At 50.6% G+C, this 18,437-nt stretch carries 19 protein-coding genes; 3 read left to right on the top strand and 16 right to left on the bottom strand.

Features of this window, described 5'->3' with window-relative positions:
* Positions 1-56: 56 nt before the first annotated feature.
* On the bottom strand, positions 57-1,124 hold the full coding sequence (locus tag AC2TDN_RS01155) for a Gfo/Idh/MocA family protein (RefSeq protein ID WP_484686748.1): 1,068 nt from the start codon (positions 1,122-1,124) through the stop codon (positions 57-59).
* 161 nt (positions 1,125-1,285) lie between these two features.
* A complete protein-coding gene (locus tag AC2TDN_RS01150) occupies positions 1,286-2,437 on the bottom strand; it encodes an MBL fold metallo-hydrolase (protein WP_484686747.1) in 1,152 nt (383 codons plus the stop codon).
* Positions 2,438-2,736: 299 nt separating this feature from the next.
* Here AC2TDN_RS01150 and AC2TDN_RS01145 point away from each other — a divergent pair, with 299 nt between their 5' ends.
* Complete coding sequence (locus AC2TDN_RS01145) at positions 2,737-3,894, top strand: virulence factor (protein ID WP_484686746.1); 1,158 nt, start codon at positions 2,737-2,739, stop codon at positions 3,892-3,894.
* A gap of 395 nt (positions 3,895-4,289) precedes the next feature.
* Here the strand turns inward: AC2TDN_RS01145 and AC2TDN_RS01140 are convergent, their stop codons facing one another.
* The 5 genes from AC2TDN_RS01140 to AC2TDN_RS01120 all read right to left on the bottom strand — a co-directional run bounded on the left by AC2TDN_RS01140 (position 4,290) and on the right by AC2TDN_RS01120 (position 9,439).
* Positions 4,290-5,474 carry a transglutaminase domain-containing protein gene (locus tag AC2TDN_RS01140; RefSeq protein ID WP_484686745.1) on the bottom strand — a complete coding sequence of 395 codons (1,185 nt, stop codon included), beginning with the start codon at positions 5,472-5,474 and terminating at the stop codon, positions 4,290-4,292.
* A gap of 174 nt (positions 5,475-5,648) precedes the next feature.
* Positions 5,649-6,623: an alpha/beta hydrolase gene (locus AC2TDN_RS01135; RefSeq protein WP_482065108.1), complete on the bottom strand. Its 975-nt coding sequence runs from the start codon at positions 6,621-6,623 to the stop codon at positions 5,649-5,651.
* A 17-nt stretch (positions 6,624-6,640) separates the two neighbouring features.
* On the bottom strand, positions 6,641-7,273 hold the full coding sequence (locus tag AC2TDN_RS01130; protein ID WP_482065109.1) for a bifunctional 4-hydroxy-2-oxoglutarate aldolase/2-dehydro-3-deoxy-phosphogluconate aldolase: 633 nt from the start codon (positions 7,271-7,273) through the stop codon (positions 6,641-6,643).
* Positions 7,274-7,301: 28 nt separating this feature from the next.
* Positions 7,302-8,561, bottom strand: a complete 1,260-nt coding sequence (gene mutY, locus AC2TDN_RS01125) for an A/G-specific adenine glycosylase (RefSeq protein WP_482065110.1) — start codon at positions 8,559-8,561, stop codon at positions 7,302-7,304.
* Positions 8,561-9,439 carry an AraC family transcriptional regulator gene (locus tag AC2TDN_RS01120; RefSeq protein WP_482065111.1) on the bottom strand — a complete coding sequence of 293 codons (879 nt, stop codon included), beginning with the start codon at positions 9,437-9,439 and terminating at the stop codon, positions 8,561-8,563. The genes mutY and AC2TDN_RS01120 overlap by 1 nt, the downstream gene beginning before the upstream one ends.
* A gap of 176 nt (positions 9,440-9,615) precedes the next feature.
* On the opposite strand from AC2TDN_RS01120, the gene AC2TDN_RS01115 reads away from it, so the two are divergent.
* The gene (locus AC2TDN_RS01115) at positions 9,616-9,969 is read left to right on the top strand and encodes a c-type cytochrome (protein ID WP_482065112.1); all 354 of its coding nucleotides are present in this window, start codon (positions 9,616-9,618) and stop codon (positions 9,967-9,969) included.
* An 88-nt stretch (positions 9,970-10,057) separates the two neighbouring features.
* Here the strand turns inward: AC2TDN_RS01115 and AC2TDN_RS01110 are convergent, their stop codons facing one another.
* The 5 genes from AC2TDN_RS01110 to AC2TDN_RS01090 form a co-directional block, all read right to left on the bottom strand.
* Positions 10,058-10,285, bottom strand: coding sequence for a hypothetical protein (locus tag AC2TDN_RS01110; protein ID WP_482065113.1), 228 nt, complete (start codon positions 10,283-10,285; stop codon positions 10,058-10,060).
* 67 nt (positions 10,286-10,352) lie between these two features.
* On the bottom strand, positions 10,353-10,745 hold the full coding sequence (gene acpS, locus AC2TDN_RS01105) for a holo-ACP synthase (RefSeq protein WP_482065114.1): 393 nt from the start codon (positions 10,743-10,745) through the stop codon (positions 10,353-10,355).
* A gap of 94 nt (positions 10,746-10,839) precedes the next feature.
* Positions 10,840-12,963, bottom strand: coding sequence for a copper resistance CopC/CopD family protein (locus AC2TDN_RS01100; RefSeq protein ID WP_482065115.1), 2,124 nt, complete (start codon positions 12,961-12,963; stop codon positions 10,840-10,842).
* A 59-nt stretch (positions 12,964-13,022) separates the two neighbouring features.
* Positions 13,023-14,084, bottom strand: a complete 1,062-nt coding sequence (locus AC2TDN_RS01095; RefSeq protein ID WP_482065116.1) for a DUF4198 domain-containing protein — start codon at positions 14,082-14,084, stop codon at positions 13,023-13,025.
* Between the two features lie 117 nt (positions 14,085-14,201).
* Positions 14,202-15,836 (bottom strand): hypothetical protein, encoded by a 1,635-nt coding sequence (locus AC2TDN_RS01090; protein ID WP_482065117.1) that lies wholly within the window; start codon positions 15,834-15,836, stop codon positions 14,202-14,204.
* A 121-nt stretch (positions 15,837-15,957) separates the two neighbouring features.
* Here AC2TDN_RS01090 and AC2TDN_RS01085 point away from each other — a divergent pair, with 121 nt between their 5' ends.
* Positions 15,958-16,116 carry a hypothetical protein gene (locus AC2TDN_RS01085; RefSeq protein WP_482065118.1) on the top strand — a complete coding sequence of 53 codons (159 nt, stop codon included), beginning with the start codon at positions 15,958-15,960 and terminating at the stop codon, positions 16,114-16,116.
* Positions 16,117-16,169: 53 nt separating this feature from the next.
* Here the strand turns inward: AC2TDN_RS01085 and AC2TDN_RS01080 are convergent, their stop codons facing one another.
* The 4 genes from AC2TDN_RS01080 to AC2TDN_RS01065 form a co-directional block, all read right to left on the bottom strand.
* Complete coding sequence (locus AC2TDN_RS01080) at positions 16,170-16,568, bottom strand: ribosomal maturation YjgA family protein (RefSeq protein WP_482065119.1); 399 nt, start codon at positions 16,566-16,568, stop codon at positions 16,170-16,172.
* 124 nt (positions 16,569-16,692) lie between these two features.
* Positions 16,693-17,502 carry an ammonia-dependent NAD(+) synthetase gene (gene nadE / locus AC2TDN_RS01075; RefSeq protein WP_482065120.1) on the bottom strand — a complete coding sequence of 270 codons (810 nt, stop codon included), beginning with the start codon at positions 17,500-17,502 and terminating at the stop codon, positions 16,693-16,695.
* Positions 17,503-17,516: 14 nt separating this feature from the next.
* Complete coding sequence (locus AC2TDN_RS01070; RefSeq protein WP_482065121.1) at positions 17,517-17,951, bottom strand: BrxA/BrxB family bacilliredoxin; 435 nt, start codon at positions 17,949-17,951, stop codon at positions 17,517-17,519.
* Between the two features lie 97 nt (positions 17,952-18,048).
* On the bottom strand, positions 18,049-18,426 hold the full coding sequence (locus AC2TDN_RS01065) for a DUF3905 domain-containing protein (RefSeq protein ID WP_484686744.1): 378 nt from the start codon (positions 18,424-18,426) through the stop codon (positions 18,049-18,051).
* Between the last annotated feature and the right edge of the window lie 11 nt (positions 18,427-18,437).

Here is an 18,437-nt window from a genome sequence, read left to right as displayed (position 1 = left end):
TTCATAAGAGGAGGCATTACTCTATTTTATTTTTTTCGCGCTTGCACTTTAAACCATTAATCCCAGTTCAGCTTAACTTCATTGCCCGTGCGGGATGACTCGTAAATGGCGTCGAGAATGCGGTTGTTCGTATAGCCAGACAGCGCGGATGTAATCGGCTCCTTGCCTTCACGAATGCATTCCACAAAATGACGACTCATCAGCATGCGGTCCTCTTCGCCCTCAAGCGGAGCAATATCGCTCTCAACGACTTCATTGTCCGTATGCGTGACATACTTTCCGTTATTCCCAATGATCGCTACACCGCCCTGCGTTCCCATCAGATGAATAAACGGGTCCTCCGGCAGAAAGGCGGAATGTGCCGCCCAGCTCACCTCAAGTGATAAGGTTGCCCCGTTATCGAGCTTGATGAGCGCCGAAGCAAGATCCTCAACATCGTAATACCCGTCCCAATTCGGCGTCCCCCACGTTCCTGTGCCTTGACGCTTCGGTCCGAATTCCGCATAGGTAGAGCCATATACCGAAATCGGCTTCGGATTGCCCATCAAATAAAGTGACAGGTCCAGCATGTGAACGCCGATATCGATAAGCGGGCCGCCGCCGGCTTGGTCTTTGCGAGTGAACCACGAGCCCCAGCCGGGAATGCCTTTTTTCCGGAACCAGCCAGCCTTCGCATTGTAAATAGGACCGACATCACCATTGTCAATGCGCTGCTTAAGAGCGCGGCTTAGCCCGCTCCAACGCATTTGATGCGACATCATTAATATTTTGCCGGATTTCTTGGCTTCCTCAACAATGGAGCGAGCCGCTTTGGAATCGATAGCCATCGGCTTCTCCAGCAGCACATGCTTGCCTTGCTTCAGCGCCTCTATAGCAAGCCCTGCATGGAATTGATTCGGTACGCCGATGACAACCGCGTCGATCATTGGATCCTCAAGCAGTGATTGCGGGCTTGCGTGTACAAGCTGAATGCCATGCTCCGCAGCGCGCTGCTCGGCAAGCGGCAGATAAACGTCCGTAACAGCGAAGACGTCGATCCCATCTACCTTATTAAACGTCTCCATGTGGACGCTCCCGATCGCACCCGCGCCAATAACACCAAGACGTATGTTTGTGTGACTCATGTATTGCTCCTCCTATTAGGTTTGCGGAAGCAAACCTTACTTCGTAAGATTAAGCTTAGGTTTGCGGAAGCAAACCTCACTTCGTAAGATTAAGCTTAGGTTTGCGGAAGCAAACCTTGCTACGACAATTTCTGAAAGTTTACTAGCTCAGTATACAGCTTTCACTTTCCGCCGTCACTGTCCGCATTTGGCACACTCTTGTACTCGTTAGTCATTTGCCGACAGAGGCGCCACGTTTCGCCATGCGGCAGGATTAGAATACGTTCATCATCGAGGCATCGTTTTCTGCGCTCGGCCTCCAGCCGATCCAGCGCTTCACGCGGCGTATCATCAGCCAGCTTGAAGGCACCGTAATGCATCGGCACAAACCATTTGGCTTCCAAATCCTCAAAAGCTTGTAACGCCTGCTCAGGCGTAATATGCTGAGGCCCCATGAACCATTCCGGCTCGTAAGCACCGATGGGGAGAAGCGCAACGTCGATTGGAAAACGGCGGCCGATCTCCTTGAAGCCATGAAAGTATCCGCTGTCTCCTGCAAAATATATAGTCGGCGCCTCCGATACGACAGGCCGGTCAACTTTGGAATGCTCACTGAAAAATGGTTTTTCCCATGCCGCAGCAGGCTCCCCCGCACTAGCAATTTGCGCTCGAGCATCTCCTTCATCGGAACTGCTTCGTGACTTTTTGACGCCAGCGTGACTGACAAGCTTCCCGCTTCGCGATGCCGTACGCTCGATAACGAAGCCGCCCCAATGCGAGCTGTTCGTATCCCATGGATTCCGGCGCGTCGAATGCTGAGAAGGCACGAACGTGAACTTCACACCGTTGATTATTACCGATTCCCACCAATGCAGCTCCTTGATTCGAATAAAGCCTTTTTTACGCAGCTTCGTGCCAAGCCCGGCAGGCACCAGCAATTGCCTAGTGCCGATAAGCCTGCGCAGCGAATTTATATTTAAATGATCATAATGGGAATGTGAAATAAGTACGACATCTACCGGCGGAACGTCCTCTACTTTGATCCCCGGCGGCGAAAGTCTCTTTTGAAATGCCATCTGGGTCGACCATACGGGGTCCGTAATAATGTTCAATCCGCCCAGCTGAATGAAAAAAGTCGAATGACCAACCCAAGTTATGGAAGGCCATTTTCTGTTATCCTCCAAGTATGCGATGTCAGGTTCAACATTCGGAACGGTGAATGAATAATCCTTCATTCTCAGTCTGCGAATGCGTTCCTGACGCCATCTTTTGAATTGCTTCAAAGACGTATGCTGCTCAATAGGATCTATGTTAGCAAATCGTTTTAACCTCAACCGTCCATCCCTCCCTCGCAAATATCTGTTGTTTAAATAAGATACCAAGCTGACAGCTCCTAATGCAAATAGGTTAAATATTTTTTATACGTAAACAGCCTGCCTGTCTCGCATTGGTCGCCTTATCAGCCAAAATACGAATGATGGCATCCAAACGCTTCGCTGTTAGCATCCTAACATGAAATCAGTTAAACTACTTTATATAGGTTTTACACATAAGACTACGCTTTCGACGCATCATTTGTTACTGTAAATCAGCTAAAACAACAATCACATCATCATTTCCAGGAGGTTTCCTTATGAAACTAATTTCAATAGAACCGACGCCGAGCCCCAATTCCATGAAGCTGAATGTCGATGAAATGCTTCCGCGAGGGCGCAGGCTTACCTTTAAGGCCAGCGAAGCAAGCGATGCTCCCGAGCTGCTGCAGCAGCTTCTGCAAATCAAAGGCGTGCGAAGCCTGTTCCGTACCGCAGACTTTATTGCGCTTGACCGGAAGCCAGGAGCGGATTGGGCGTCCATATTGGCTGCGGCAGGCCAATTGCTGCAGAAGGATGAAGCTGATGGAGGTCAGGCTGACGGCAAGAGCGGACCATCTGCAAGCTATGGAGAAGCGCAGGTGCTCGTTCAAATGTATCGTGGAATTCCGATGCAGGTACGTGTGCGCATGGGGGATAGTGAAGTTCGGTCGGCACTGCCCCCGCAGTTCGCTGAAGCGGTTGGCGTCGCTGCCGGCTCGGGCATGATTCGCGAGCGCAAGCTGGAGGAATTTGGCGTACGTTACGGGGAGCCGGAGGAAATTGCAGCCGAGATCGTACGCGAGCTGGAAGCCTCGTATACGGCAGAACGATTAGAAGCACTCGTACAAGCTGCCATCGAACTTGGAAATTCAGGCGGGGCGGAAGAAGCCGCTGCTGCGGTTGTAAGGCCGGCTCCGCTTACGCTAGAAGAAGCGCAGGCGCAGTTTGCCTCTCCGGATTGGCAGGTGCGCTATGCCTCACTTAATCGTTACGTCTCATCCATCGAGGGCTTGCCTCTGCTTGCAGCGGCGATAAAGGATGAGAATACTTCGATTCGCAGACTGGCGGTCATCTATCTAGGGGATTTGCGGGCGCCTGAAGCGCTGCCTTATTTATTTATCGCGCTGCACGATTCCTCGACCTCCGTTAGACGGACAGCCGGCGATACGTTATCCGATCTCGGCGATCCGGCTGCCATAGGCCCGATGATCGAATCGCTTCGTGACAAGAACAAGCTTGTCCGCTGGCGCGCGGCACGCTTTCTATACGAGGCTGGCGACGAGTCAGCGGTAGAGGCGCTCCGCGAGGCTGCAAAGGACAGCGAATTTGAGATCCAACTCCAAGCCCAAATGGCGCTTGAGCGGATCGAGCGCGGCGAGGAAGCAGCTGGCTCCGTATGGCAGCAAATGACATCGGCGCGCAAAAATGAGCAATAAACTTACCTCATACTACAAGCTTGCTTCGTGAAAATCATGCAAGCCGAAACCCAGCTATAGAATGAAAAAGTGATCTAAAAATGAGCTGTCTCAAAAGGTTATCGACCTTAAAAGACAGCTCTTTTATTTGCACGCAACCGGACAGACGGGCAGCTGGACGCTCAGTTAGCGAATTTAGATCTAGAAATTAGATTTATTCTTCTCAAACTGGCTCCATTCACAGAATTAAGTCTAGAAAGTAGACCTATTACAGGCGCTCAACCCGCAAACTGGGCAACTGAGGCTATTTCTCCATGAAGCTTGCCACGTTAGAAACCTCTTTACGCAAGAATCTCCAATCTAACAAAAAGAGGCGCATCTCTGCACCTCTTCCATCCTTGGCTCCGACTTTGTTGCTAGCGTGCGTACTCCAGCTGTATGCGGACGATAAGCGAGTCGTTGCCGGCATACGGCTCATAGCTTGCCCGGTAGCCGACTGCCACCTTTACGCTCTCGAAGGCCGCCTTAAGTGCTGCGGGAAATTGAGCGCCATCCTCATATCTGAACTCTAAGCTCGCTGTACGGGAATCAAGCGCCGATTGAATAACCTGGTTAAGCTGCTTCGAGCTCGATACCGTAAACTCAGGCTCAAGCCAGTGCAGGCCCAGCTCCAGCTTCAGCTTGGTGAATCGACTCCGTTCTGCCGCCTGTCCCTGCTGCTCCAGCTCACGAATCGTATCTGCGTAAGTTACGGTTGCGGCAGGATAAGTTTTGGTCCATTGATGGTCTGCGCGAAGCTCCGCGTCCGTCTTCAAATAATAATTGTAGCGGATTGTACTTTTGTTCGCCTTGGAAGCATCCGTTGAAGCGCTCTTGCCAGCAGCCGTTACACCAACTGGATCATCCCATGTTAAATCAAGATGATACCAAGCTCCGTCCAGCTGTACCATATTCCATGCATGCTCGCCCGTGTTGACAGTGCCTTCGGCAATTAATACCGTAATTCCCGCTTCCTTCAGCATCTTGTAGCCGAGCAATGAATAGCCCTGGCATACTGTCTCGCCTAGCGTTATCGCATTATAAGCCGTGTAATGCTTCAAGGACTGATCATACTCGACATGACTAACGATCCAATCGTGAATCACTTTTATTTTCTCATGCTCGTTCATACCCGGATCAATGATCTCTTGGAGCGCCTTCGCTACTTCGCGGTCAACGACAGCTGTTTGCTCTGGCGTCTCCCGGTATCTGGCTTCGAGGGCGATCGTCGATTTAGTGCCCCAGCTTCGAATGGTATAGATATAGGATTCAAGTATGTAAGCCGAATAGTCATCATGACTAAGGGCTGCGCGAATGACATCCGTCAGCTTGCCCGATAGTTCCTGCTTGTCCCCCGTGTACGTTACCGAAAAATGCTCGGCCCGAGCTTGAAACTGCTTAGCGATTTCTCGCTCCAAGCCCTCCAGCTTATTCGAATTATCCACGGCGGCGACCTCCTCCGACTCGGCTGCGGCAGGAAATAGATCCAGCTCGAAGTCAAGATAGAATGCAGCTATTATGATGAAAACTACCACCAGCAACTTGGAAGCTACTCTATGCATTCGTACCTCCTGAACGGCTTGTGAAGCAAATAGCACCGGAATTCGCCGCTTTCCTTCACAAGCATTATTTTTAACTGCAGCCGTTTCGCCTTTTAGCTATGTAATCAAACTGTAATATTTCTCTCATCTTGGTTTCATCTTATGCTTATATAATGAATTCATGACCCCCCTTTATTATATATTCTCTCTTGTAGCCTGCAGCCCCGTGCCGCAGGCTTCCTTTTTTGGAGTATTCATGACCGTTTCCTGTAAAAAAGGGATTACCTTCTCCCAAAATGCAGGCTCCTGTTCCGATGTGCTGTGTCCCTTCGTTGATACGAACAACGTATCAATCATTCCCTTAGGCAATTGCTTCTTCAGCTCTCGCAGATCCTCCGCACTAATAAAATCATCGCCATTCGAGTGAATCATCATGACCGGCGTGCGGCCTTCCTCCGAGCTGCCCGCATGCTTCGATAGCACCAATGGAATGCTGGCCTCTCTGAAATCCGCCCGCGAGATGCGTGCGCGAATGAGCCAAATCATCGGTATAAGATAAGCAAGCGGGAAGAGCGGCAATTTTTTGCGTCTCAGCTCTGATTTCATCATCGTCTCGAATCGAACGGGCATCGAGTCTGTCACAACTGCACACACCTGTATCCCTTGATCAAGCGCAAGCAGCGCTCCGAAGCCCCCAAGCGAATGCCCCAGCACCGCAATCCGATCCGGATCGATTCCTGGGAGCTGCTTAGCAGTTTCGATCGCAGCCCTTACATCATCGCGAAACATAAGCGCGGAGGGCGCAGAAATCGAATCGCTGTTGCCGTGACTTCTCGCATCGTACATAAATACAGCGAAGCCCGCTTCATAGAGAGGACGCGTATAACGCAGCACTCTCGTCCGATTGGAGCCCCACCCATGCGCGATTACGATAAGAGGGTTTTGTCCATTCTTCGAACCGGCAGCCGCGGCTGGATGAAGCAGCCAGCCTTCGAGCTTAGATCCATTGTTCATGAAGGATAAGGATTGCCACTGCGTGTCCACATCAGGTTCGTCCGCATTCGAAAGCTTGCGCGGATTCTGGCTGCGAACTCCCATTTGCCAGACGAGCGCGGCTAGCAATACAACGATAATGAGCAAGCTTCCCAGCAGCCACAAGATGGCGTTCATAGGATATCCCCTTTCCTTTACAAAGCCCGCACAGCGTCTACAAATTGCCGTGCCCGCTCCGTTACTTGCGTGAATTTGCCTTCGCGAACCCATTCCAGATTGACAAGCTTGCTGCCCATTCCGACGGCGTTCGCTCCAGCTTTAAAGTAATCGGCAATATTATGCAAATCAACTCCGCCTGTCGCAATCATAGGTATGTTATTCAGCGGTCCGCGAATTTCCTGCAAATACCCTATGCCAAGCGTTCCCATTGGGAATATTTTCACAGCATCGGCGCCTGCCTTCCATGCTTTGACGATTTCCGTCGGCGTCATGACGCCAGGCCATACGGAGAGTCCACGCTCGCGTCCGAATGCGATAACGTCCTCATCCAAATTGGGCGAAATAAGAAACTGGGCTCCCGCAGCAACAGCCTGCTCAGCAAGCGCAACGTCGGTTACCGTCCCAGCCCCTACTGCCGCCTGCCCGTCGAACTTGCTGCGCCAGCGCTCTATCATTGCTGCTGCGCCTTCCGTATTCATCGTAATTTCCATCATATGAATGCCGCCGTCTATTAGAGCCTGCGCAGCAGCATCAGCATGCCGATCTTCTATTCCCCGCAAAATCGCTACAATTTTGTGCTGCAGCAGCAGCTCGAGCATCCCGTTCATTCGCTTCTCCTCCGATTCATACTTTCATTTATTCCCAAAATTGCTTTAAAATCCGCAAAAACAAATTAGGAAACGGCAAAGTTTCCATATCTTCCTTGCCAATCCATCGATAAGGGTTCGATTCCGTATCCAGCATGCCAGCGGAAGCTTCGCTTTGAGCCGCCGAATGGTGTGCATCGACAGCACCCACCGCCTCATATAATGCGGCAGGCTCAGCAGCAATACTCGAGCCATCTGCTGCGGCAGCCGCGGTCAACCCCATGACCGAGCCAGCCTCTTCACCCAAATCAGCCAAGTAAAAGCGCATTTTCCAGTGGATATGGCTAAAAATATGATCAGCATCCATAAACCAGCTGCGCGGCCTTATAAGCAATCCCGTTTCTTCTTCCAGCATGCGGCTGATCAGCTCGGCAAGCTCGCTTTGCTCCTTCGGCGCAGTCTCAGCCAGCCATTTTGCGTTATCCGGCGACAATAGCAAATGAGGCAGCTCCCACATCTGGGCAAGCAGCCCCGAAGCTGGCCGCTGTCTTACAAGCACTTTGCCCGCATTGTCGCCGCTGCCTAAAATAATGGCCGCTGCTCGGAACTCTGGACGAGGCGGCTTCGCCTTCGTCTTGATCGGCAGCTCCATCTCTCGGCCCGCAAGCCGAGCGCTGCAGTGCTCCATCACGGGACACGGCAAGCAGCTTGGCGATTTTGGCGTACAGACGAGTGCTCCAAGCTCCATCAGCGCTTGATTAAAATCACCTGCCGCGCCTTCAGGAATTAGCGAAGCAGCCAGCTTCTCAATACCAACTCTCGTAGATGGCTTGGCAATATCTTCCTCCAAACAAAAATAACGAGAGAGTACACGCATGACGTTGCCATCAACCGCAGGTTCCGGACGATTAAACGCGATGCTCATAATTGCTCCGCTCGTATAGGGACCTACGCCTTTCAGTCCACCAACAGAGGCCTTGTCATCCGGCACAATGCCGTCATAACGTGCTACCACTTCTTTGGCTCCTGCTTGCAAATTACGTGCGCGCGAGTAATAGCCGAGTCCCTCCCAGCTTTTGAGCACCTCCGTCTCCGGCGCTTCAGCAAGCGCTTTGACGGTCGGGAACTTGCTCATGAAGTTGTTGTAAAACGGAATGACCGTGTCCACCCTCGTCTGCTGAAGCATAATTTCCGATACCCATACCCGGTAAGGGTCCCGGTTAAGCCGCCAAGGAAGATCGCGCTTAATAAGCCGATACCAAGTTAGCAATTCTGTACTAAAAAACAATTTGATGGCTTCCTGTTCCACTAGCTGTAGTCCTCCTCGGATGTAACCGCGGTTTCCAAACGATTGCCAATGCTATGCTTGACGATCTTGCGGTAATGAATCGGCGTAAGGCCCGTATATCTTTTGAACAGCCTTGATAAGTAATGATTTTGCATACCCACCTTCTTGGCAATGGTTGCCACGGGAAAGTCCGTTTCCATCAGCAGCTGCTTCGCAAGCTCGATTCGGCGATTCGTCACATACTGAATCGGCGAGCAGCCCATGAAGTTTTTGAAGGAGGTTATGAAATAATTGGGATGCAGGAAGGCGACTTTCGCAAGATCCTCGATTTGAATATTCACATGCAGATTCGCTTCGATATAAGCGAGCACCTCATTCCATTTTACCTCAAAGTTAGGATCTTGGATCGTTTGTGTCTGAATATGGCCTTCATCCAGATAGAAGGAAAACATCTCTAGAAAAATCGCTTTTAAACGCAGCTCTCTCGTAATCGTAGGGTGATATTGAAAAGTATACATTTTGGAGAAGAGCTCATTCATCATCTGCCTGTCCCGCACATAAACGAACGGCGGCAAATGGATCGAATTAATAAATTCGATATCGCCAAGCTCTAACCGAAAATGACACCAATAGCAGCCATAAGGCTCGTCACCTTCCGTACCGAATGATTGTACCGTACCGGCAGGCAAAAAATAAAGGGCTCCCGGCTCAAGAATATATCGCTCATTTTGGATTTCCAGCCACGCTTTTCCCTTGTCTGGATAACAGAACCGATAAAAATCGGGCTCTGTTTTTTGGACCTTCCAGCCTGGCAGGTTCTCCGAATATGCGGTCATGATGACTTCAGCTTGGATTTTATTCAATTGATTTTGCAATATACTTTCAATTGTCGGTTTCATAAATTCTCCTATAGGTAAAACTGCGATATAATAATAGACATCACCGATTGATATAAACACAAAACTACCTATTCTATTATACGAACTAACGATACAAATTCATATGGCATTCACGTAAAAACCCAAAACAAACCCGAAATTTACAAAATATTGAAAGTGGAGCAGGAGCGCTAAATATGAACTTTAAACGAATGACGACATTTATTGCCGCCTCGGGGCTGCTGCTCGCTCTAGCAGGCTGCGGTGGCGGAGATGGAGGAGCACAAAAGAGCAGTGCACTAGATGGGCCGGACGAGGTCGTTTCCGTTTATAAAGCCAATTGCGTCAGCTGTCACGGAACAGGACTGCAAGGCAGAGTCGGCCCTGCTACGAATCTTCAGAAGGTCGGCTCACGTATGAGCGCAGCGGATATTGCAGAGCAAATCGAGCAGGGAGGCCGCTCAAAAGGCGGCTCAATGCCTTCTTTTAAGGATACGCTGACTGCCGAAGAAATTGCTGGTCTTTCCGATTGGTTAGCTGAAAAAAAATAATAGCAAGGCTTGTTCACTCCTATTTATATAGCAAAAAAGGATGCCGGAGCGGATATACGATTCGCAAGGCATCCTTTTTCATTATGGGCTAATAGCCGATATGGTGACCGTTCATTTTGGGAGATTTCATATGATGAAGAGCATATTGGCCGGCATACGTCCAATGGGTTTCACCCATTTGGGGGTGTGTTGGAAATAGATCGCCCTGCACCAGCACCAGATCACCGCCCCAATCGTCCGAATACAAGCCGTCATATTCGACCCATTGTCCCGTTTTAAACCGACGCTTTGTCTTCCGCTGCCGTTGCTCCTTCATTGCCGCCAACCCCTCTCGACTCGCTAACTTGGTATATTACATTCCAAGTATAGGCAAAAGGTTACCGTTATATCCGTTCTGCAACAGCAAAAGCAGAAGCAAGCTTGCGCTCATGCGTAATCGTAACATGTATACATACAGCTTCAGGACGTAAGCCAAGCCGCTCCCAAGCCGCTTCAGACAAGCTGCACGCAGGCTTGCCGCAGCTTCCGCGCAATATTTCGATGTCCGTAAACCCGATAACCTTGCCGATTCCGCAGCCAAAGGCTTTCACAACCGCTTCCTTCGCGGCGAATCGCCCAGCCGTAAATTGATGGAGACGCTCGCCTGAATAATGCGCTGCCAGCGCCAGCTCACCCGGGGACAGCACCCGTTCTAAAAATCGTTTTCGCGTGGGCCCTTCCAATACTTTAGTTATTCGGGCAATATCCGATAAATCATGTCCGATGCCGATGATCATGCTAACACCTGCCTTTTCCCTGATGGTGAGATTAGCAGATGCTTAAGTTGAAGTCAAGCCTTGCGGCAAGCAGCAAAACATTTTGCCCTCCTAATCATTCCTCTGCCTGCTGACCGCCTATTGCACGTTCATAATGAAAGCTATTTCCCAGCTTGTCTTTGACGTCTACCGTCATCAAGCTTTGCACGTTGCCGTCGATGAACACACCTGTTGCCCGGTATGTGTATTTGGTAAAGCCCGGAAACTCAAAAAGTTCTGCTGCTAGAGGCTGCAGCTCAAGCGGAATTGACTTCTTATCCACATTTCCAGCAGCAGGATCAGCAACAGCAAGCGTAATGTCAGCGCTGGCCGATACAGGTGCCCCGAGTCCTTCAGGCAGCCAAACATCAAGCCTGACAGCTTGCTCCTCCGTCTTGTCATCAACTGAAATACGCAAGCTCATATGTGCCTTCTCGCCCATCACATGCCAATAAATCGGCTCGGACAGCTTCTTCACGTCACCCTCCGCAGGCGGCGAAGTTGAGGATAACCAGCCTGCCAGCACGAACAGAGTGACAGCGAGCAGCACTTCCATTCGAATGCCAAGCAGCAGCCCTTGTGCTGCTCTAGGCTTATTAGCAATTTGCGGCATGAATATGAGCTTATGAAGCGCAGCTATGACTAACACGAGCAGCATGAAGAAGGCTTTGGCTAGTATCAGCTTGCCATAAGCGGTTGACAATAGCTGCCCCCATGCTGAAAGCCTTGCTGCCGTAAGCCATATGCCGCTAAGCAAGATAAGCGCCATACTAGGCAGCGCCCAATGCGAGAAGCGAACTGCCGCATTGTTCAAGCGGTCTAAGGCATCGTGATTGAAGGTTAAAGAAAACAAGCCTGCGAGTCCGCCAAACCAAATCGCAGCGGCACCCATATGAACCGCGTGGGAGGCTATCGCCATAGCGACATCCTTCAATGCCGCGTACGCATGGCCAGTCAAAGGAAACGTGACGATTAACGCTGCAGCAGCTGCAAACTTGAGCGGATTAGCCCATTTCCGCTCTCGAGCGGGTGCGAATGCAAGCAGCAGAACAAATAGCGCAAGTATAGGTCTTAGCGCAGCAACCTTGCCAATCATCGTCCCGTTAGCCAGCTCATAAATAGAAACGCCGCCGAACTGATCCGCTAACATGGAAAGGCGGCTAAAGCCGGATATGATCCAGATCATTGCTGCCAGTCCTATTAACAGCCGCTCCGCCCGCAGCGAGAAACCAAACGGAGCCTCATTCCCCTCGTCTCGCCAAATGACAATTCGGAAAAACAACATGCCAGCCAGCATCACGCCGGTTAAAATATCAAGCACGCGCAGCGTGATCATAAGCTTCTGGCCGCCCGAATGCTCATGCTCGCCTTCCTCGGCATGGCTGCTCTCCCCATGTTCGCCGTGACTTGTATGATTGCTCGCTTCTTCATCCGATTCGGCTTGCTGCGACGGGCCAGCCTTATCCGTTATATCGGAGCCATCATCTACCGATTCAGCGGTCTCTGAACCGTCAATCTCTTCGGAAGCATCATTTGCACTTCCAGAAGCTCCATCTCCAGCTCCAGCTCCATCTCCAGCTTCATCGCCTAAATCCGTCTCAATTGCTGTTTCCTTGCCGCTATCCACAGCAGCAGTCGAGCTTGGCGCAGCACTCATTGAAGGCGCTGGAGCGATAGAACGCTTCGGAGTCGCCGCTGCCTTAGTCGCATCGTTCTGCATTTTCGCATCGCTCGTCAATTTCGTATCGCTCGGCTTCTTCGTCTGCGACGGCTTCGCCGATGCCGATGGCTTGCTGGTTGGTTTCGCTTCGCTTCCTGAGCCGCTTCCCGCGCTCCCGCCGGAATGACCATCAAGCGATATGGTGTCATCCGGCACGGCAGCCTCTATCTTAGTCCCTATGGCGAAATCGAAGGAGCCATCAGTCATATGGGAGTCGAGCGACAACACCTGCCAGCTGACCTCATAAACGCCTTTTTCCAGCTTCGGAATCGTATAGATAAGCGTAAAATCATCTTCACCGCTTAGCTTGCCAGCGATCAAGGCACCGTTATCTTCTCGTTGAAGCGTTATGCTGCTTAGCTTCTGATCGATTTTCTCTGTAAATGTAATTCGAATGGCAGGCGGAGACTCCGTCAGCTCCGCATCCTGATAAGGGGTCGACTGCGCAATATAGGCATGCGCCGAGACTAAGCTCGGCATGCATGCCCACATCATAATAAGTATAGCTATACTATTTATTAGCTTTTTCATAAGCAACCTTATTTCGTGTAGATCGCAACAGCTGCTTGAATGCCGCCAACTGCCGGGAAATATTCAACAACTGCGCCTGCCGCCTCTGCTGCTTCGCGAAGCGTTGCGGAGCCGGTGCCTTTGTAGGCTGCGTCAACATATTGTTTGATGAAGGAAGCATCTACCTTTGTCGTTCCCTGCGCAATCGTTAAGCTATTCACCGCTGTCACATTTCCATTTACATAAATAAGCGGCTTAGCAGTCGTTACAGAGCCGGGAAGCTTTGCCGATTTATTTTGAACCGTAAATGTCATGGTCGCTTCATAATTAGTTGCGCTGTATTCACCTTCCTTAACTTCCTTTGTGCTTGGCTTAGCGCGAACCAAATAATAATCAGCAGCGCCAGTCGTGAACGAAACCAGTCCATTCGCATCGGTTTTCAGTTCGGATGCTTCCGAATTGCTGCGGCGAATGATATCTACAGCAGTATCTGCCAGCGGCTCACCCTTTAGAAGCAACTGGATCGACACCTTCTCGCCTGGCGTTATAGCAGCAGGATTAAACGCCGGGACAAGCTCTGCGCGATCAGGACTTACTTGCTTCGTGAAGCCTTTAAGCGCCTTGACGCGTTCCAGCACGGGAATATCACCAACCGCTACAAACGATTTTGCGCTGCGCAATGTACGGCTTGCAGTCTCTTTGCCCTTGAAGACGCTGTCCCCTTCTGTAGAGATGATGTAAGCACCCGGTATGTTTGATTTGAACGTTGCTACAAAGTAATTATTAAGTGCTGGCGTCGTTTCGGTTGCCGGCTCGCCCGTGTAGAAGCGTGTTCCCGAAATGTCGGATTTCACGCCTGCAGGCGTAGTAACGTAAACTTTAGAGGCGCTGCCCCACTGTCCTTCGAGCCGGTAGCTTTTGTGCTCGTTAGAGTGATTGCCATACATAAGCTCAACGTAAGATACCTGGCCCTGCGCTACGATCGGTGCGCTTGTCTGTGACCATCCATCATGAGCGAATACTGGTGCTGCCGCGCTTAATGTCATTACGGCAGCCAGCGCTGCCCCTACCATTTTTTTCCGAAATGTCATACTCAAAAACCCCCATCGACTTGGATTAACTGACCAAATTGTATCAATGGGGGGGCATGCAGCACATGACTCTTAAGAGCTATTGAGCTGTGAACGATATGTGAAATGAACGTCTAGTTAGAGCGTGTATTCGGAAAAATCAATCGGAGTCTCATTAACCCTTTTCTCAGTTCCGCCGTAATCGTCAACGCTTAGCTGAAGCACGCTTCCATCAAAGGACGCATATCGGACGCTCAGCTTATCATCGGCCGACCAAGCAGGGGCACGGAGCCTTGCTTCATCCGCAAATGTCTCAAAGCTGTTGAGACCCCTTTGCTGCGCCTCCTGTACACGGATTGCTTCAAGAATGACACCGTTTCGGCTTCCTTCGCTTGTTACAATATAACGATCAGTCAACCGCTCAACCTCATAAGGCTGCATCAAATAGACGGCCAAATATACATTTTTCATCTGACCGAGCAGAACGCCTTGCTCCTGCAGCCAATCCGCATTCGGCAATACACCGACAATTTGATGCGCCACGCCTGCTGGAAGCGGATAGAGTGCGGCGATCGTGTTTCTGTGAAATAACACTTCCATATGCTCGGTTTGATGCCTTGGATCACCACTCGCATATGTCTCTGCCGGATGGAAGAAGTAAGCTTGGTTCACGCCGCAAAGCTGATCCAGCAGTGGAAACGTAATATCCCAGCGATGCTGCTCGTTGTCGAACTCCCCATGCCGCTCCCACATTCCCCCGGCTGCAAAGTCCGAGGTAATGTAAGCATAGCTGCGAAGCTGTTTCGAGCCCTCATCGGTAAGCTTCGTGATCACTTTCTTCACCTCGACAGGCTCGCTGCGATTAAGCGCTATTTGACGGGCCGACTCAGGAGCCTCGTAATATAGAAACCCGGCATACTCCGTCCGAGGCATTTCCGCAGGCAGCTCAAAATCGCCGAATTGCACATAGTCGTGGAGCACATTGCCATCAAGCGGAATATCATGCTTTTGGCCGCGGCAATGGGCGCCAACCCAGGCTCCCTTCAGATAAAACGCCGCTCTCTCGCTCCAGAGATAGTCGAGCATGTCGCCGAGCTCTTTTTTGATCGCCGGATCGTTGATTTGCTGCCATGCACATGTGAAGGCCTGCACCCAATGCCAAAACCACGGCAGACTCCCGTACTCGGACATTCCATGCTTGCGAACATGGGCTAAAGTAAGCTGGAGATTGCTGCGCCCGTCCTCTAGCAGCTCAGCATCCTCGTATAATTGACCGAAGATCAGCTTGGCCGCTGTATATTTGGCATCGTGATGGCCGAATACATTTTTTCGCAGGTAGAAGCCGCTTCGGTAAATGTGAACGAGCGCCGATTCAAAAGCAAACGCAAGACTCTCGGTAAAAAGTAGGCGATATCGATCCGTGAAGAAGGCCATCAGGCTCCCCATGAGCTCCACAGGCAATACATTCGGCTTTGCAAGCTGCGGCTCCTGACCTAATTTTAACGGCCAATGCCCGTAGGTAGCGCTTTCAGGGTTCTGATCTTGAAGACGAAGCACCTCTAGCAGAATACGTTCTGCCGTAAGTTTAGCGGCATTCGACTCAAATGGCAGCTGCTCTGGAATACTGACTGCGGCCGCGAATAAATACGAGGCATAATAGAAATTATCGCGTATATCGTGATGAAACCATAATCCGCTGCTTAGGAGTGGCTGGCTATGGGCTTTTATCGCAACTTTCCGTATGATCTCGATTTGTCTAGCTGTGAAGGTCATTTCACTAGTCTCCTTGGTTTTACCAGATTTTCTTTCTATCATATTATAATTTCAATTGTATCGGAAAGCGCTTCATTGTCATCCTTCCGAAATAATGATAGCTGCAACTGGCGCTGAGGCTGTGTCCGGCATATTCGACATCGCTGCCGTACTTGGACAAGCCGTGCCTAATGACCAGCTGCTCCGGCCCGAATTTATGAGTCCTTATGACGATCCTCATCCGAACGGCGCTGCTGGCACTGCGGTTGCCGAGGCGTTTCTGGCATGGTATAGAAAATAATAATAAAAACAAACGAGGAAGCAAGTCATCTCGCTTTCTCGTCTGCTGCTTCATCATTTCATCATGCTGCGTTTGCTGAAATACCCATCAATCAACAGCGATAAGATAATTCCAGCGCTGTACCTCGCCAAGTCAACCCCCAAAAACCCGCGCCCGAGCACCAATGCTCCGATAAAAGTGCTGCGGATCGATTGAATCCAATGCGCCTGATAAAGCTGGCTAAATTCGATGCCAAAACAAAATAAAAGGCTAATTAGCGCAGCCCATAGCAGACTCTTTTGCACCCACACCACTCGAACGCCAAAATAGATCATGCTCGCCCAAAGCGCATCGCCCGCATGCTCCGCAGCAAAAACAGGCAATGCTTCAGCAAATCGCCTAGAGCTCAAGCCAAGTATCATCGTGACCATAACGGCAATGAAGTACGGTATTCTCGCTTTCAATTCATGCACACCTTCTTATTTGATTTGCAAAAACGAGCTGATGCTGCGTATAAAGAAAAGACTGTCCCAAGCCGATTGCTCGGTCCAACGGGACAGTCTCGTAACGAAATCAAGAACAAAATCAGCTTAAAGGTTAAATACCCGGAATCGGGGAGCGCTTGTGCTCGGTTTTCAAATATTGTTTTTCAAGCTTCTCGCGAGCTTCGGCGCTAATATCCTTGCCTTCAAGATAATCGCTATTGTCGCCATAGGTAATGCCCAGCTCACCCTCATCGGTTTGCCCATCCCATAAGCCTGCGGTTGGCGCTTTGTCCAGCACGCTTTGCGGAACGCCGATATGGGAGGCCAACTGGCGAACCTGACGTTTGTTGAGCGTGCTAAGCGGAGTAACATCCACTGCTCCGTCGCCCCACTTCGTATAGAAGCCGGTAATCGCCTCGGACGCGTGATCGGTACCAACGACAAGCAGATTCAAATCAAAAGCAAGCGCGTACTGTACGACCATGCGCGTTCTTGCCTTCACATTGCCTTTGCCGCCGCGGCTCAAATGGCGAGGGATGCCAAGCGACTTGAAGCTATGCTCCACTTCGATCGCAATTTCGTCCACCGCTTCCGCGATATTCGTCTCGGCGCGATGCTTGAGCTGGAACGCTTCTGCTACCGCGTAGCTGTCGGCAATATCCGATTGCTCGCCGTAAGGCTGGAAAACGCCAAGCGTCATATATTCGCGGCCGGATTCCGCGCTGAGCTCATCCGTTGCACGCTTGCATAAGCCAGTTGCGACTGCGCTGTCAATCCCGCCGCTAATAGCGATGAGAAGTCCCGTCGTACCTGATTGCTTTACATATTCCTTCAAGAAATCGACCCGTTTGCGAACCTCAGCCTCTGGATCGATGCTTGGCTTAACGCCAAGTCTATCAATAATTTCTTGTTGTAAACTCATCGTTACCGTCCTACTTAGCGGCAAAACCGATCGAAAGCGTCTGACAGATCGGCTGCAATGTCCGCTGCGGAACGATTTTCAATCTGGTGGCGCTCGATAAAGTGGACTAGCTCTCCATCCTTCAACAAAGCGATGGAAGGGGAGGATGGCGGGTAAGGAGCAAAATATTCGCGAGCCTTAGCAGTCGCTTCTTTATCCTGTCCTGCAAATACAGTAAACAGATGATCAGGAGTAATATCATGCTGAAGCGCCTCGGCAACGCCTGGACGGCATTGGCCTGCTGCACAGCCGCAAACCGAGTTGATAACGACAAGCGCCGTACCCTTTGCGTTTGGCAATTTTTCTTCTACTTCTTCAGGTGTGCGCAGCTCCTGAATACCGATGCGAGTAAGATCGTCCCGCATAGGCTGCACCATATCTAACATGTATCGTTCGAATGACATCGACATCGAAACACACTCCTTTAATTACTTTATTTTAGCTACTATTATACCGTCCGTAGTTAAAATAAAGCAACCGGAGCGCGTACACTCCGGTTGTTCTTTTTCATGTTGAATCGGAAGAACCGCTCGGATCATCAAGGCCGTATGCTGCATTTTTGTCAGGATGCGCAAATAATCCTTCCTTCGGAGGGAGTCCCTTCTCAAAAATATCCCGGTTCTCTTCTGTCAGAAAACCTATATCTTTAAACGGATGCACCCATTCATCGCCCGCCATTACAGCCGGATCGGTATCCTCGCTCCACTGTGATAGCGGCGAGTCTGGCGACTCATATTCATGATCTCCGATCACGATGCCATGCTGATTCACAAAAGGAGCGCGGCTTCCGCGCCCTTCGCGAAATTGCGGCAAAAACTCGATCTCAAACGGATCCAGCGCCGGATCGTCAACATGATTATTGCTCTCATGCTTATCCGCAGTCACATGATCACCTC

The organism is Paenibacillus sp. Y660, from assembly GCF_057221575.1.
The sequence above is the reverse complement of the archived record's forward strand: the minus strand, read 5'-3'. Positions and strand labels throughout refer to the sequence as shown.